The organism is Friedmanniella luteola (genome assembly GCF_900105065.1).
Classification (GTDB): Bacteria; Actinomycetota; Actinomycetes; order Propionibacteriales; family Propionibacteriaceae; genus Microlunatus; species Microlunatus luteolus.
Window position 1 is genome coordinate 4,192,069 of sequence record NZ_LT629749.1, and the last position, 14,305, is coordinate 4,206,373.

Genomic DNA, 14,305 nt, shown 5'->3' on the forward strand with positions numbered 1-14,305 from the left:
GTCGATCACGATGAGCCCCTCGTCCTGCCGCTCCTTCAGCCGCCGCACGGCCTGCGGAGCGCCGTCCGGGCTCTATCACTCCCACGCGGTCAGGTTGGCCATCAGGTACCTCCAGGACCGTCGATCCGGGGCTCCCTCGGACGACGTCGTCCGAGGGTCGGTGGGTCGGGCGCACCGAGCTGAGCACCGACCCGCGCACCTGCGGCTCACCGTGGACCGGGTGTCCCCTCGCCGACGTCGTCGGTGGTTCTTCACCTCGTCAGGAGGAGCCGGCTGCGGCGCCACCGCAGGGCGGGTCGCCCGGCGCGGGGGTCGAGCCGGCGCGCTGAGCCACCCGCCCGCGCCGCGTTGACGCGGCTGCTGGACAGCGAGGAGGGTGAGGAGGGCGCAGCCCGGACGACGACGAGCGCACTGCCCAGCGAGGAGGCCAGGGTGGCCGTGCACCGCACGCAGGACCTGATGGACCGGTACTTCGCGGCCATGGGCGCCGACGAGGACTTCTCCGCGTTCTTCGAGGAGGACGTCACCTGGCTGATGGTGGACAGCGGCCACGAGGTCCGCGGCGCCGGACCCGTCCGCGCCTACCTGCTCGAGCTGCACAGCAGGATGCTGAGCGGTGAGCAACGCCCGCTGGTGGTGACGGACGGTCACGCGATCCTGGAGGGGCGGTCGGTGAACCCCGGAGGCGGGAACGGGTCGGGCCTGGCCTTCTGCCTGGTGTACGACGTCGGCGACGAGCGCATCGCGGCCATGCGGTGCTACGGCACCCTCGCTCGCCTGATGCCCGCGGGCGACGAGGACGGACGGCCCGACCACACCTGACGGGGTTCCGGGGGCCGCCTCCGCCGGGGACCCGGGAGGTGCTGGGCAACGGACACGGGCCCGCCAGCCGATGACTCCGACGGCCGGGCGAGGTCGGTGCTGGGACGACCCCGAGGAGGACGCATGACCCACCTGCTGGTCCGGACCGGTTCCACGCAGAGCCGATCGACCACCACCACGACGAGCGGAGCACGATGAGCACGCAGGAGCTCGACCTGGCGCGCATCGACCTGCCCGGGATCCGGCTCGTCCCGGCGCCGGGCCACACCCGCGGCACGCAGGTCGTCGTCGTCGAGACGGGCGGGCGCCTGGCCGTCATCGGCGGCGACCGGGCGGTCTTCATCGCCGAGCTCGACGAGCCGCGCACCGAGGGCCAGCGCCTGGTCCGCGCGCTCGACCCCCAGCTGGTCTGGCCCGCCCACGAGCACGAGCGGTGGCGACCGCCCGCGCCCCGCGCCACCTGAACGGGAGGACGCCGCCTCCGTCCCGGTGGGAACCGGCAGGTCCCGTCGGGCGGTCAGCAGCCGTGGCTGATCCGGTCGCGCATCGCCTCCTCGGGCCAGGGGAGGCCGCTGGTCCCACCGTCCACTCCACCCGACCGCGGCCGGGCGCAAGGGACCGCAGACTGGTCCCCGACCCCACCACGTCGGACCGTCGTCCGGGGGCACCCCGAGAAACCCCCTGCCTGACCCTCGTGGGCTTGCCCGGGCACCGGCCCGACGGCCTACGTTGAGCGCGTGGCGGTCATCGAGGCGCAGCAAGTCACCAAGCGGTACCCCCGGGTGACCGCGCTCGACGGTCTCGACCTGACCGTCGGCGACGGGGTCACCGGCCTGGTGGGCGCCAACGGGGCGGGCAAGTCGACGCTGATCAAGATCCTCCTCGGGCTCCTGCCGCTCACCAGCGGTCGGGCCCGGGTGTTCGGCCACGACGTGGCCACCGACGGCGCCACGATCCGGGCCCTCGTCGGCTACATGCCCGAGCACGAGTGCCTCCCCGCCGACGTCTCCGCCAACGACTTCGTGGTGCACATGGGCGAGATGTCGGGCCTGCCGCACCCCGCGGCGCGCGAGCGGGCGGCCGACGTGCTGCGGCAGGTCGGCCTGGCCGAGGAGCGGTACCGCCCCATGGGCGGCTACTCGACGGGGATGAAGCAGCGGGCGAAGCTCGCCCAGGCCCTGGTGCACGACCCCCGCCTGGTCCTGCTGGACGAGCCGACCAACGGCCTGGACCCGCGGTCCCGGGACGACATGCTCGCGCTGGTGCGCAAGATCGGCACCGAGTTCGGCATCGCCGTGCTGGTCACCTCCCACCTGCTGGGCGAGCTGGAGCGGGTCAGCGACCACGTCGTGGTGCTGGACGCCGGACGGCTGCTCCGGTCCTCGGCCACCACCGACTACCTGCACACCACCGGCACGCTGCTGGTCGAGGTGCTGGGCGGCCGGCGGGAGACCGAGCAGCTGGTGCAGGCCCTGGTCGGCGCCGGCGTGGTGGCCGCCGTCGCCGGCACGATGGTCGAGGTCGAGGCCGCCGACAGCTCCGCCCACGACACCGTCCGTGACCTCACCGTGGAGCTGGGGCTCGGCCTGGTGCGGATGCAGGAACGCCACCACCACATCGAGGACGTGTTCCGCGACGAGGAGGCCGGCCGTGTCCAGCCCGTCTGAGACCCGTCCCACCGGGACCATCCACGACATCGGCTACCGCCCCTACGAGGGCGTCCGGCTGGGTGAGGGTGCCGTCGCCTGGTCGCTGTTCCGCACCGGGCTCCGGCACTCCTTCGGCCTCGGCCGCTCACTCCGGTCCAAGGTGCTGCCGATGACCCTGCTCGGGGCCATGCTCCTGCCGGCGGTGATCCTCGTGGCCGTGCTGGTGCAGGCCCGCGACGCCCTCGGGCTGACCGGCCAGATCGTGCCGTACTCGCGGTACGCCATGGTGACCCAGGTGGTGATCTCGGTCTTCGTGGCCGCCCAGGCTCCCGCCCTGGTCTCCCGCGACCTCCGGTTCCGCACCATCACCCTCTACCTGGCCCGGCCCCTGCGCCGCAGCACCTACGTCCTGGTCCGGCTGGCGTCCCTGCTGGTCGCGGTCTTCGCGCTGGTCACCGCCCCGTTGCTGGTCCTCTACGTCGGGGGCCTGCTGGCCGACCTCCCACCCGGGCGGGAGACCCGGCTGTTCCTCGAGGCCGTGCTCGCCGCCCTGCTGCTCGCCGCGCTGCTGTCGGGGCTGGCCGCCCTCATCGCGGCCGTGACGACCCGGCGTGGCCTCGCCGTCGCGGCGATCATCGTCGTGCTGGTGGTCAGCTTCACCGCCGTCGCGGCCGTCCAGGGCATCGGCACCGAGCAGGGGATGCCCCGGCTGGCCCAGCTCGCCGGCCTGTTCTCGCCCTACACCCTCGTCGACGGCCTGCAGGTCTGGCTGTTCGACGCCGCCGCCTCCACGCCGGCGCCCCCGACCGGCCGCACCGGCGTGCTGTTCGCCCTCACGGCCCTGGTCGTCATCGCCGGGTCGGTGGTCGGCCTGCTGACCCGCTACCGGAGGACGACCGCGCTGTGAGCACCCTCGAGCTCGACCACGTCTCCCGCTGGTACGGCAACGTCGTCGCCGTCAACGACGTGTCGATGACGATCGGACCCGGGGTGACCGGCCTCCTCGGCCCGAACGGCGCCGGGAAGTCGACCCTGATCGCGCTGATGGCCGGCTTCCTCGCCCCCTCGGTGGGCAGCGTGACCCTCGACGGCCGGCCGCTGTGGCGCAACGAGCAGATCTACCGCGACATCGGCCTGGTGCCCGAGCCCGAGGCCCTCTTCGACTACCTCACCGGCCGGCAGTTCGTCCTCGCCAACGCCCGGCTGCACGGCGTCCCCGATCCCGGTGCCGCGGCGGAGCGGGCGCTCGCGGTGGTCGAGATGTCCGACGCCGCGTCCCGGACGATCGCCACCTACAGCAAGGGCATGCGGCAGCGGGTGAAGATGGCCTCGGCCCTGGTCCACGACCCCTCGGTCCTGCTGCTCGACGAACCCTTCAACGGCATGGACCCCCGGCAGCGGCTGCACCTCATGGAGCTGCTCCGACGGATGGGCGGTGACGGACGGACCGTCCTCTTCAGCTCCCACATCCTCGAGGAGGTCGAGCAGGTGGCCCGACAGATCGAGGTGGTGGTGGCCGGTCGGCATGCGGCGTCCGGCGACTTCGGGGCCATCCGTCGCCTGATGACGGACCGGCCCAACCGCTACGTGGTGCGGTCAGCCGACGACCGCGCCCTCGCCCGGGCGCTCCTGGGGGACGTGTCGGTCCGGGCCGTGTCGCTGCGACCACAGGGGGGCGTCGAGGTGGAGGCCACCGACTTCGGGCGGTTCAGCGTCGCCCTCCCCCGGCTGGCGCGGGACCTCGGTGTCCGGTTGTTCGAGGTGTCGCCCACCGACGAGTCGCTGGAGAGCGTCTTCTCCTACCTGGTCGCGTCATGACCGCCCCGGTCGCCGACAAGGGCACGAGGGCCGCGGCCCCGACCGGCAGCGGCGGGCCGGTCAACACGACGGTGGCGTGGCTCGGGCTGCGCAGCCTGTTCGGTCGGCGCCGCGGCGTCCTGCTCGTCGTCCTGCCCGTGGTGCTGCTGGCGCTGGCCGTCCTGGTGCGCGTGCTGGTGGACGGCAGCGCCGGGGCGCCCGACCTCCTCCACCAGCTCGGGCTCGTCGTGGTCGTGCCGCTGGTGGCCCTCATCGCGACCACCGGGGTGCTCAGCTCGGAGATCGACGACGGATCGGTGGTCTACCTGCTGGCCAAGCCGCTCTCCCGGCTGACGATCGTGGTCAGCAAGCTGCTCGTGGCCTCCGGCTGCGTGCTCGTGTTCGCGGCAGCGCCGCTGCTGGTCGCCGGGCTGGTCCTGCGGCCCGACGCACCGCGGCTCGCCCTCGGCTTCGCGGTCGGCGGCCTCGCCGGTGGTCTGACCTACTGCGCGCTCTTCGCGCTGGCCTCGGTCCTCACCCGGCACGCGGTCGTCGTCGGGTTGGTCTACGTCCTGATCTGGGAGGGTCTGCTCGGCGGGCTGCTGGACGGCATCCGCTGGCTGAGCGTGACCTGGTGGTCGGCCGCGATCACCGACGAGATCACCGGCGGCCCGGCCCTGGTCGAGAAGATGAGCCTGACCTACGCCGTCGCGGCCACGGTCGTGGTCGTCCTCGGCGCCAGCTGGCTGGCCAGCCACCGGCTGCGGGGCTACAACTACACCGCTGACGAGTAGGCCCGCCGCCCCCGCGGCTCCCGGGCCGTGGAGCCCTCGACGCGATGAGTCTGCCGGGGATCCTCGGTCTGCCCTCCAGCGACCCGACCCACCCGAGGAGCGAGGAGGACTCCGAGGTCCGCGACCCCTGGGTCACCGCGATGTGGGGCCCGCCCGCCACGGTGGTGTCGACGACCCTGGACGCCCCGCTCGACCGGCCCGACGCGACCGTCGAGCACGGAGACGCCGTCGACGTCGTCGCCCGCCTCAAGGAGGAGTCGGACGTGCCGTTGCGCTCGCACGGCAGCCTCTCGATGAACCGGGCCCTGATGGCTGCCGGCCTCGTCGACCACGTCCAGGTGACCCTCTTCCCGGTGATCACCGGGGAGACGGGGCTGGACCCGGTCTTCGGGGGAGCAGCCGACGTCGACCTGGAGCTGCTCGAGAGCCGGACCCCGGACGGCCACGTCCTCGAGCTCACCTACCGTCCCACCCTGCACTGACCCGGAGGAGAGACCATGCCCACGAAGATCACCCTCATCATCGACAACCCCGCCGACCCGGCCGCGTTCGAGCAGGCGTACCCCGGCCTGGTGCGGGTCGCCCGGAGCCTCCCGGGATTGCAGCGGCTGGAGTCCGCGAAGGTCTGGCCGAAGGAGGACGGCACACCCACCCCCGCCCACCGGACCCTCGACCTGTACTTCGCCGGCTACGACGACGCCTCCGCCGCCGTGACGACCCCCGAAGCCGGCCAGCTCTTCGGCCAGCTCGCCACCACCGGGGCGTCCTTCACCGGGCTCTTCTCCGACATCGAGTAGCGGCGGGGTCCACCTGCTCAGGCGCGGGGCTCAGGGGCTCAGCGGGTCCGGTAGCGCGCGTAGACGAGGCCCGTGGCGAAGGCCCGCTCCTCGACCAGCTGGAGGTCGAGGCGCACCCCGTCCGGGAAGAACCGCTTGCCGCCGCCGACCACGCTCGTGGTGATGAAGAGGTGGTACTCGTCCACCAGACCAGCGGCGATCGCCTGGGCCGCGAGGGTCGGGCCGTCCACGCTGAGGTCCTGCTCCGCCTCGGCCTTGAGCCTGCGCACCGCGTCCGGGTCGAAGGACCGCTCGACCCTCGTCCTCGCGCTGGACACCGCCGGGAGCGTCGTGGAGTACACGACCTTCTCGGCCGCCTGCCAGCCGCGGGCGTACCGCACGATGTGCGGCGGCGCGTCGGGATCGGTGTGGGCGGTCTCCCAGAACACCATCGTCTCGTACATCCGCCGGCCGTAGAGGTACGTGCCGACGTGGCGGAAGGTGTCGTCGATGAAGGTGTGGACCTCCTCGTCCTCGGCTCCCAGACCGAGGTCGCCCTCCGCCGCCTCCGCGTAGCCGTCGAGCGAGGTGATCATCGCGTAGATGAGCTTGGCCATGGTTCTCCTCCGGGTGCGGGCCCCGGCCCTCGGCCGCGGTCCCGCCGGCTGTGACCCCGGCCCCACGCAGAACTCATCGACCGGCGCCGGTTCCCCGGTGTCGGGGCTGGCCGCTGCGGCCGGCGCTGCGGGGCTGCGCACCGGCCTGGCAGCGCCGCAGGATCTCGTCGACGACCTGCTCGACCGGGGCGGTGGCGTCGATCACGACGCCGTCCGGGACGTCTCCCCCCGTCTGGTGCCAGTGCACGATCCGCGCGCGCTCCGTCGGCCTCCCCCCACCCCACGCGTCGTCGGGTCGCTCGTCCAGGCGCCGGTTCAGCGTGGCGAGGTCGACCTCCAGGACGAAGACGCCGTCGAACAGGTCGAGGAACGTCGCGAAGTTCCTCGAGCCCCCGCAGAAGAAGGTGACCGCCGCCGTCTGGTCGGCGGCCAGGGCCCTGACCCTGCCGACGTCCCACAGGTGGTGCTCGTGCCCGCCGCCCTCCACCGGTTCGCCCGTCTCCGGGTCGCCCTGGTAGGCGAGCTCGCGGTCGCCGTGGACGGCGTGGTGGCCGCGCCGCTGCAGCTCGTCGCAGACGGACGTCTTGCCGGTGCCGGAGAGGCCTTCGACCAGGTAGTTCCTCGTCCCCATGTCCGGCAGGATAGGCACCCGTCAGCGCCAGCCCGGCCCCTGCTGACCGGCCGGGGTCGGCGCGCGCGCCCGGCAGGCCGATCGGACCACGCGCACGGACGGGCTGGCGTCGCCCCCGGAGGACCGTTGATCCCGGAGGACGTCGTGGAGGGCGCCGTAGGCCGCGTCGGACAGCCCCATCTCCTGGTAGTCGTCGCTGTGGTCGGGGTGGTCGTCGATCTCCTGCACCCAGTACCGGACCTGCTGGACGCAGCGGTCCACCCACGCCGCGGCCGACGCCCCGGCGGTCGCGGGCTCGGGCGAGGGGCGGGCCGACCGGGACGCCGGACGGTGGGGTTCCCCGTCGGCCGGCGGGGTCGCACACGCCGGTACCAGCCCCAGCAGCAGGCCGGCCAGCGCGGCCGCGCAGGTCCCCCGCCTGGTGCCCGTCCCGCCCGCGGCGCCAGGACCTCGTCGGCTGTGCCGCTCCGTCCTCATCGCCACCTCCGCAGTCGGGCGGACGGGCCGAGCGTAGCGGCGTCCGTGGTGGTGACGGCCCGCCACCGCGGCCGGGCGCCGGTCCCGGTCGGCTCCGCCGGGCTTCGCACGGCACCTGCGCCGCCGCGTCGGCCGCAGTACTGTCGAGACGCTTCCTGGTCAACCCACGGGTACCGCCGGATCGGAACGGGGCAGCAATGGGTGCTGAAGACGGGTCCGTCGTCGCGGCTGAGCGCCGACCGGGCAGGAGCTCACGGGCCGCGCCACCGGCCACCGCACGGCCGAAGGCCCGACCCCGGGCCCTCGTCGCCGGGGCGGCCGCGGCCCTGCTCTGGCTACCGACCAGCGCAGCGGCCGACACGACGGTCGAGGCCGAGCTGGTGGAGCAGAACGGGAGCGGCGTGACCGGCACCGCCACCCTCACCGTGACCGAGGGCGGCGGCCTCCGGGTGGTCATCCGTCGCGCGGGCTCACCGCGGGCCAGCCCCACGCGCAGCACGTCCACGGCAACACCAGCGGGGCGCACTTCGCCTGCGCCACGGTGGAGGAGGACGACCAGGACGGGGACGGCGTCCTCACGAACGAGGAGGCGAGTGGTGAGTACGGCACCATCTTCCTGCCGCTGACCACGCGGGGCGGGGCCGCGCCCGAGGACGGGCTCGACACCCGCCGGATGCCGGTGGCCGACCGGGACGGCCGCGTCGACTACGACCGGACCTTCCCGGCCGACGTGCTGCCCGAGGGGCTGGTGGAGCACCTGTCCTCGCTGCACGTCGTCCAGCACGGCATCGACGTCAACGACAACGGCCGCTTCGACGTGGAAGCCCTCGGCGTCTCGACCTTCGCCCAGAGCCTGGGGGCGGAGGGGGTGCCGGAGGAGGCCACCGACCCGGCCAGCTGCGGCGTGGTGGTGGGGGCCGGCGCCGCCCACCCGGCCCACGCCGGCGTCGAGACGGGCGGGACCCCGGTCGCGACGGCCGAACCGCCGCTCGCCGCCTCGGGCACCGCCCTCCTGCTGGCCGCCGCCGCGCTGCTGCTCCCGCGGCGCTGGCGACGTCCCCCGCGTGGCCCGGCTGCTGGTGACGACCCGGCGTAGCCCGCTCCGTCCCCGCGACGTCCGCGTGGCGCGGGTCCTCGCGGCGGCCGCACTCGCGCTGGTGGGGGTGGTGCTCCTGGGCGCCGGCCTCGCCGGGACCCCGGCCCCCCCACCCACGGTCCTCGCCCCACCCGTCGCCACCCCGCCGTCGACGCCCGGCCCTTCGCCGGGGACCGTCCGACGTCCCGCCCCCAGCACCCCTGCACGCGAGGTCGGGGACCGGATCAGCGGTCCGGTGCTGCCGGACTCCGAGCCGGCCTCCCTGACGATCCCGGACCTCGACCTCCGTTCCCCGCTGGTCGACCTGGGCCTCGACGCCGACGGCGCCCTGGAGGTGCCGCAGGACCCGGGGCGGGCCGGCTGGTTCGCCCGCGGCGCCGCGCCCGGTGCGCTGGGGCCCGCGGTCATCGCGGGGCACGTGACCTGGGACGGCGCCCCCGCGGTCTTCCACCGGCTGGCCGCTCTGCGCCGGGGCGACGCCGTGCTCGTCACCCGTGACGACGGCAGGACGGCCGAGTTCACGGTGACCCGGGTCGCCCAGTTCGCCAAGTCCCAGTTCCCGACGGACGCCGTCTACGGCCCCATCGACCACGCCGGGCTGCGGCTGATCACCTGCGGTGGCACCTACGACGCCGCCCGGCACCGCTACCTCGACAACGTCGTCGTCTTCGCCCGGCTGTCGGCGACGCGCGGGCCCCGGCCCTAGGCGCTCGTCGGCTCAGGCCTGGCCCACGACGAGCAGGACGGGCTCGGAGGCGACGCCCGCCTCGGGGTCGAGGACCCGGAGCCGGTACCGGCCGGGCTGCCCGAGCTCCACGTAGGTGGTGAACCACCCGGTGCCGTCGGCCCGGGTGGGCAGCGGGAAGGCGCGCCAGGTGCCGCGCTCCCAGCGCTGGACCCGCAGGAAGGTGCTGCCCGTCCCACCGCTGTGGGTCCCGCGGAGCTGCACGGCCTTGAAGGGCTCGGCCGGTCCGGCCGGCGGCAGCAGCGCGAGCCGCACGCCCGCGGGCGTCGACGCAAGACCGCCCTGCGGGGCCCCGGCCGCCGGGTCTGGGGCCGGTGAGGTCGCCCGGGTCGCCGGCGGGCCCGAGGACGCGGGGCCCCCGAGCAGCCAGGCCCCACCCGTGGTGACCAGGACCAGCGCCACGGACCCGACCAGCACCCCCGCTCGACGCCGGGAGCGGGCCGGGGCGGCCGACGAGTCGACCGCCGACCCCACCGGCTCCGACCGCCCCCGCAGGCGGTCGCGCAGCTCGAGCGCACTCGGCCGGGCCGCCGGATCACCGTCCAGCGCGGCCACCAGCGACGCCCGGAGGGCGGGCTGCACGTCCCAGAGCGGCGGGACGGCCACCCGGCCCGACGACCGCGCTGCGCGGCGCGGACCGACGCTCTGCGGGGGCGGCTGCCCGGTCAGCAGCGCGTACAGGGTGGCGGCGAGGCCGTAGACGTCGCCGGCCGCTCCCGCCCCGCGCCTGGCCTCGGGTGCCGCGTACCCCGGCTCGGCCGACGACCGCCCGTCGCGCCCGGCCGCGTGCACCACCGCCGCACCGAAGTCGACCAGCACCGGGTCGTCGTGCTCGTCGAGGAGGATGTTGCCGGGGCTGACGCGGCCGTGCACCACCCCGGCGGCGTGCGCGGTGGCGAGCGCGTCGGCGACCACCGCCCCCAGCCGGCGGACCCGCTCCTGCCCGCACCGCTCGGGGAGCTCCAGCCAGCGGGCCAGCGCTCCCCCGGTGACGAGGTCCTCGACGACGTAGGGCCGTCCACCGGGCAGCACGCCGGCGTCGTGCACGGTGACCACGCCGGGGTGCCACGCCAGCCGGGCGGCCCGCGCCGTCAGCCGCAGGAACGCCTGCTGCACGGTCTCGTCCACGGGGCCGGTGCAGACCTTGACCGCCACCCGACGGTCCAGGGCCGGCTGCCGCGCCTCCCAGACCGCGGCGCTCCGACCGTGGGCGAGCAGCCGCCACCCCTCCAGCCCGCCGATGTCCGGGTGCTCCACCGTCCACCTCCTACCGGGCCATTCAACCGCGGCCGCGCCGCCGGCGGGCGAGGTACGGCCAGTCCCGGGTGGACGGCTCAGAACCCCGGAGGCTCCGCGTAGGCGCCCCACTCCCGGACCAGCACGCCGCACATCTCACCCAGCGTCGCCTCGGCCCGGGCGGCCTCCAGCAGCGGTGGCACCAGGTTGCCGTCGCCGCGCGCGGCGACGAGCAGCCCCGTCAGGGCGGCGTCGACCCGCGGCTGGTCCCGCCGCGCCCGGCGCTCGGCCAGCTGCCGTCGCTGCTCGGTCTCCACCTCCGGCCCGATCCGCAGGGTCTGCGGCACCGCGGTGACGGAGTCGACGTGGCTGTTCACCCCGACCACCCGCTTCTGGCCGCCCTCGAGCTGCTGCTGGTAGCGGTAGGCCGAGGCGGCGATCTCGCTGGTGAACCAGCCGTCCTCGATGCCCTGCAGCAGCCCAGAGGTCATCGGCCCGACCGGGTGCCGGCCGCCGGGCACGGCGCGCTCCCCGCGCTCCAGGATCGCCGCGAAGACCCGCTCCGCCTCGGCCTCCAACCGGTCGGTCAGCGCCTCGACGTACCACGAGCCGCCGAGCGGGTCGGCCACGTGGGTCACCCCGGTCTCCTCCGCGATCACCTGCTGGGTGCGCAGCGCGATCTCGGCGGACTCCGCCGTCGGGAGGGCGAGCGTCTCGTCGAGGGCGTTGGTGTGCAGCGAGCTGGTCCCGCCCAGCACGGCCGACAGCGCCTCCAGCGCCGTCCGCGTCACGTTGTTGTAGGGCTGCTGCGCGGTCAGCGAGACCCCGGCCGTCTGGGCGTGGAACCGCAGCCGCTGGGCGCGGGCCGTCGTCGCCCCGTACCGGTCCCGCAGCCAGCGTGCCCAGATCCGGCGGGCGGCCCGGAACTTCGCGATCTCCTCGAAGAAGTCGATGTGGGCGTCGAAGAAGAAGCTGAGGCCCGGCGCGAAGCGGTCGACGTCGAGCCCGCGCGACAACCCCAGCTCCACGTAGCCGAACCCGTCGGCGAGCGTGTAGGCCAGCTCCTGCGCAGCCGTCGAGCCGGCCTCCCGGATGTGGTAGCCGGACACGCTCAGCGGCTTGTAGGCGGGGATGGTCGAGGTGCAGAACTCCATCAGGTCGCCGATCAGCCGCAGGTGCGGTCCGGGGGCGAAGAGCCACTCCTTCTGGGCGATGTACTCCTTGAAGATGTCGGTCTGCAGGGTGCCGTCCAGGCCGGCCACGTCGACGCCCTGCCGCTCGGCGGCGACGAGGTACAGGCAGAACACCGGGACGGCCGGGCCCGAGATCGTCATCGACGTCGTCACCGCGCCGAGGTCGATCCCCGCGAACAGCCGGTCCATGTCCTCCGCGGAGTCCACCGCGACCCCGCAGTGCCCGACCTCCCCGAGCGCGCGCGGGTCGTCGGAGTCCAGCCCCATCAGCGTCGGGAGGTCGAAGGCGACGCTCAGCCCGCCGCCCCCACCGGCCAGGAGGGCGCGGTAGCGCTCGTTGGTCTGCCGGGCGTCCCCGAAGCCGGCGAACTGGCGGATGGTCCACGGTCGGCCGCGGTAGCCGGTCGCGTGCGGGCCGCGGGTGAAGGGGAACTCACCCGGCCAGCCGATCCGCCCCAGCCGCGGGTCGACGGCGTCCTCCGGCGGGCCGTAGACCGGGTCCACCTCCGTGCCGGAGAGCGTGGTGGCGTCGTCGTCCCGCACGCCCCCGGCGGCGTGGGCCGCCGCGTAGGCGGCCGCCCAGCGAGCGCGGCCGGCCGCGTCGTCGCTGGCTCCGCCGGCAGCCTCCGGCGGCGGGGCACCACCCATGCGGCCGATCCTAGGGCGCTCGACGGCATGGCGGAGCGGTCCCGGACGACCCCCCGCGTTCTCGCACTGTCCAGGTCCGGCCCTGGGCGCTACGGTGCGCCCAGGAGGCGGACATGCGGATCTCGGACATCCTCGGCGCGAAGGGCGCCGACGTCGTGCACATCGGCCCGGACGCCCCCGTCCGTGCGCTGGTCGCGCTGCTGCGCGCGCACAACCTGGGGGCGGTCGTGGTCTCCACCGACGGCCGGACCATCGCCGGGATCGTGTCCGAGCGCGACGTCATCCGGCAGCTGGCCGACGGCGCCGACGTGCTCGACCAGCCCGTCCGCAGCGTGATGAGCGCCGACGTGCACCGCAGCACCCCCCACGACAGCGTCCGCTCGGTGATGGAGACCATGACCGAGCGGCGGGTCCGGCACGTGCCGGTGGTCGACGAGCAGGACCGGCTGGTCGGCATCGTGAGCATCGGCGACCTGGTGAAGTCCCAGATCTCCGAGCTCGAGTTCGAGCGCGACCAGCTGGAGGGCTACGTCTCGGGAGCCGGCGCCGGACACGGATGATCATGATCGGCCCGACCTCACCGGGCAGCCATCATCAGCCGGACGAGCGGCTCATGGTCATCAGTACGAGCGCGGCAGCCCCAGGGAGTGCTGGGCCACGTAGTTCAAGATCATCTCGCGGCTGACCGGGGCGATCCGCAGCAGCCGCGCCAGCCCCCACAGCGGGATGAGCCCGTACTCGGTGGAGACGCCGTTGCCGCCGTGGGCCTGGATGGCGGCGTCCAGCGCCGCCAGCGCCGCCTCCGCCGCCGCGTACTTGGCCATGTTCGCGGCCTCCCCGGCGGGCTGGCCCTGGTCGTGCAGCCACGCGGCCTTCGCGGTCATCAGCGCGGCGAGCTCGATCTCGATCTTCGCCTGCGCCAGCGGGTGGGCGACGCCCTGGTGCGCGCCGACGGGTGTGCCCCAGACCGTCCGCTCGCCCACGTAGCGGCTGGCCCGGGCGAGGGCGTAGCGGCCGATCCCCACGGCTAGCGCCGCTCCCGTGACCCGCTCCGGGTTGAGCCCGGCGAAGACCTGGCGGAAGCCGGCCCCCTCCGTGCCGACCAGCCGGTCGCGCCCCACCCGGACGCCGTCGAGGAACAGCGTGAACTGGCGCTCGGGCAGGGCCACCGCGACCGGCAGCGGCTGGGCGACCAGCCCGGGGGCGTCGGTGTCGACGACGAACAGCGACAGGGCCGCCTCGCCGGTGTGCTCGTCGGTCCCGGTCCGGGCCACGACGAGGACCGCGTCCGCCTCGTCGACGCCGGAGATGTAGTACTTCTGGCCGTCCAGCCGGTACCCGTCGCCGTCGGCCACGGCCGTGGTGGCCAACCGGTGGGTGTTGGAACCCGCGTCGGGCTCGGTGATCGCGAACGCGATCCTCGTCGTCCCCGCCGCCAGGCCGGGCAGCCACCGCGAGCGCTGCTCCTCCGTGCCGTGGCGGGTGATCATCTCCGCGGCGATGGCGGTGTTGACGATCATGAGCAGCAGCGGGCAGCCCTGCGCGGCGGACTCCTCGCAGACGATCGCCAGCTCGGCGAGGCCGCCGCCGCCACCGCCGTAGGCCTCGGGGATGCTGGCCCCCAGGTACCCGTGGCGGCCCAGCGTCTGCCACAGCTCGGTGGGGAACTCGCGCGCCTCGGCCTTGCGGGCGTAGTAGGCGCCGCCGAAGTCGGCGGCGATCTCGGCCACCGCCCGCCGCAGCTCGGTGTGCTCGTCGACGACCGCGAAGTCCATCCCGCACCTGCCTCTCGCCTCGGCCCCGGGACGGCCGGACACCAGCACC

The 14,305-nt window shown here is 74.7% G+C and carries 17 protein-coding genes; 11 read left to right on the forward strand and 6 right to left on the reverse strand.

Annotation, left to right across the window (positions count from 1 at the left end; translation table 11 throughout):
• Positions 1-432: 432 nt before the first annotated feature.
• From BLT72_RS19590 to BLT72_RS19625, 8 genes are all read left to right on the forward strand, one after another.
• Positions 433-822, forward strand: a complete 390-nt coding sequence (locus BLT72_RS19590; RefSeq protein WP_091415106.1) for a nuclear transport factor 2 family protein — start codon at positions 433-435, stop codon at positions 820-822.
• Positions 823-1,016: 194 nt separating this feature from the next.
• Complete coding sequence (locus BLT72_RS19595) at positions 1,017-1,286, forward strand: MBL fold metallo-hydrolase (protein WP_197677109.1); 270 nt, start codon at positions 1,017-1,019, stop codon at positions 1,284-1,286.
• 273 nt (positions 1,287-1,559) lie between these two features.
• Complete coding sequence (locus tag BLT72_RS19600) at positions 1,560-2,489, forward strand: ABC transporter ATP-binding protein (RefSeq protein WP_091415110.1); 930 nt, start codon at positions 1,560-1,562, stop codon at positions 2,487-2,489.
• A complete protein-coding gene (locus BLT72_RS19605) occupies positions 2,473-3,378 on the forward strand; it encodes a hypothetical protein (RefSeq protein WP_091415114.1) in 906 nt (301 codons plus the stop codon). The genes BLT72_RS19600 and BLT72_RS19605 overlap by 17 nt, the downstream gene beginning before the upstream one ends.
• On the forward strand, positions 3,375-4,289 hold the full coding sequence (locus tag BLT72_RS19610; RefSeq protein WP_091415117.1) for an ABC transporter ATP-binding protein: 915 nt from the start codon (positions 3,375-3,377) through the stop codon (positions 4,287-4,289). Before BLT72_RS19605 ends, BLT72_RS19610 begins: the two co-directional genes overlap by 4 nt.
• Positions 4,286-5,062, forward strand: a complete 777-nt coding sequence (locus BLT72_RS19615; RefSeq protein WP_091415119.1) for an ABC transporter permease — start codon at positions 4,286-4,288, stop codon at positions 5,060-5,062. The genes BLT72_RS19610 and BLT72_RS19615 overlap by 4 nt, the downstream gene beginning before the upstream one ends.
• A 44-nt stretch (positions 5,063-5,106) precedes the next feature.
• Complete coding sequence (locus tag BLT72_RS19620; protein WP_197677110.1) at positions 5,107-5,544, forward strand: dihydrofolate reductase family protein; 438 nt, start codon at positions 5,107-5,109, stop codon at positions 5,542-5,544.
• Positions 5,545-5,559: 15 nt separating this feature from the next.
• Complete coding sequence (locus BLT72_RS19625; RefSeq protein ID WP_091415123.1) at positions 5,560-5,859, forward strand: EthD domain-containing protein; 300 nt, start codon at positions 5,560-5,562, stop codon at positions 5,857-5,859.
• A 38-nt stretch (positions 5,860-5,897) separates the two neighbouring features.
• Here BLT72_RS19625 and BLT72_RS19630 read toward each other — a convergent pair whose 3' ends face one another.
• The 3 genes from BLT72_RS19630 to BLT72_RS19640 form a co-directional block, all read right to left on the reverse strand.
• Positions 5,898-6,455 (reverse strand): dihydrofolate reductase family protein, encoded by a 558-nt coding sequence (locus tag BLT72_RS19630; protein WP_091415126.1) that lies wholly within the window; start codon positions 6,453-6,455, stop codon positions 5,898-5,900.
• 73 nt (positions 6,456-6,528) lie between these two features.
• Positions 6,529-7,086: an AAA family ATPase gene (locus BLT72_RS19635; protein ID WP_197677111.1), complete on the reverse strand. Its 558-nt coding sequence runs from the start codon at positions 7,084-7,086 to the stop codon at positions 6,529-6,531.
• Positions 7,087-7,107: 21 nt separating this feature from the next.
• Entirely contained in the window at positions 7,108-7,563 is a 456-nt protein-coding gene (locus BLT72_RS19640; protein WP_091415129.1) for a hypothetical protein, read from the reverse strand.
• 541 nt (positions 7,564-8,104) lie between these two features.
• Here BLT72_RS19640 and BLT72_RS19645 point away from each other — a divergent pair.
• Both BLT72_RS19645 and BLT72_RS19650 read left to right on the forward strand, forming a co-directional pair.
• A complete protein-coding gene (locus BLT72_RS19645; RefSeq protein WP_091415132.1) occupies positions 8,105-8,659 on the forward strand; it encodes a hypothetical protein in 555 nt (184 codons plus the stop codon).
• Positions 8,628-9,365 carry a class F sortase gene (locus tag BLT72_RS19650; RefSeq protein ID WP_197677112.1) on the forward strand — a complete coding sequence of 246 codons (738 nt, stop codon included), beginning with the start codon at positions 8,628-8,630 and terminating at the stop codon, positions 9,363-9,365. The genes BLT72_RS19645 and BLT72_RS19650 overlap by 32 nt, the downstream gene beginning before the upstream one ends.
• 12 nt (positions 9,366-9,377) lie before the next feature.
• Here the strand turns inward: BLT72_RS19650 and BLT72_RS19655 are convergent, their stop codons facing one another.
• Both BLT72_RS19655 and icmA read right to left on the reverse strand, forming a co-directional pair.
• Positions 9,378-10,661 (reverse strand): serine/threonine-protein kinase, encoded by a 1,284-nt coding sequence (locus tag BLT72_RS19655; RefSeq protein WP_172826126.1) that lies wholly within the window; start codon positions 10,659-10,661, stop codon positions 9,378-9,380.
• 77 nt (positions 10,662-10,738) lie between these two features.
• Positions 10,739-12,481 (reverse strand): coenzyme B12-dependent isobutyryl-CoA mutase large subunit, encoded by a 1,743-nt coding sequence (gene icmA / locus BLT72_RS19660; RefSeq protein ID WP_091415139.1) that lies wholly within the window; start codon positions 12,479-12,481, stop codon positions 10,739-10,741.
• A 113-nt stretch (positions 12,482-12,594) separates the two neighbouring features.
• Between icmA and BLT72_RS19665 the strand changes: the two genes are divergently transcribed.
• Positions 12,595-13,041 (forward strand): CBS domain-containing protein, encoded by a 447-nt coding sequence (locus BLT72_RS19665; RefSeq protein WP_091415143.1) that lies wholly within the window; start codon positions 12,595-12,597, stop codon positions 13,039-13,041.
• Positions 13,042-13,101: 60 nt separating this feature from the next.
• Here BLT72_RS19665 and BLT72_RS19670 read toward each other — a convergent pair whose 3' ends face one another.
• Positions 13,102-14,256 carry an acyl-CoA dehydrogenase family protein gene (locus BLT72_RS19670; RefSeq protein ID WP_091415146.1) on the reverse strand — a complete coding sequence of 385 codons (1,155 nt, stop codon included), beginning with the start codon at positions 14,254-14,256 and terminating at the stop codon, positions 13,102-13,104.
• Positions 14,257-14,305: the final 49 nt, after the last annotated feature.

Coding starts and splice junctions, on each gene's coding strand:
- BLT72_RS19625 (WP_091415123.1), top strand. CDS start 5,560: ATGCCCACGAAGATCACCCTCATCATCGACAACCCCGCCGACCCGGCC.
- BLT72_RS19635 (WP_197677111.1), bottom strand. CDS start 7,086: ATGGGGACGAGGAACTACCTGGTCGAAGGCCTCTCCGGCACCGGCAAG.
- BLT72_RS19620 (WP_197677110.1), top strand. CDS start 5,107: ATGAGTCTGCCGGGGATCCTCGGTCTGCCCTCCAGCGACCCGACCCAC.
- BLT72_RS19615 (WP_091415119.1), top strand. CDS start 4,286: ATGACCGCCCCGGTCGCCGACAAGGGCACGAGGGCCGCGGCCCCGACC.
- BLT72_RS19595 (WP_197677109.1), top strand. CDS start 1,017: ATGAGCACGCAGGAGCTCGACCTGGCGCGCATCGACCTGCCCGGGATC.
- BLT72_RS19630 (WP_091415126.1), bottom strand. CDS start 6,455: ATGGCCAAGCTCATCTACGCGATGATCACCTCGCTCGACGGCTACGCG.
- BLT72_RS19640 (WP_091415129.1), bottom strand. CDS start 7,563: ATGAGGACGGAGCGGCACAGCCGACGAGGTCCTGGCGCCGCGGGCGGG.
- BLT72_RS19665 (WP_091415143.1), top strand. CDS start 12,595: ATGCGGATCTCGGACATCCTCGGCGCGAAGGGCGCCGACGTCGTGCAC.
- BLT72_RS19670 (WP_091415146.1), bottom strand. CDS start 14,256: ATGGACTTCGCGGTCGTCGACGAGCACACCGAGCTGCGGCGGGCGGTG.
- icmA (WP_091415139.1), bottom strand. CDS start 12,481: ATGGGTGGTGCCCCGCCGCCGGAGGCTGCCGGCGGAGCCAGCGACGAC.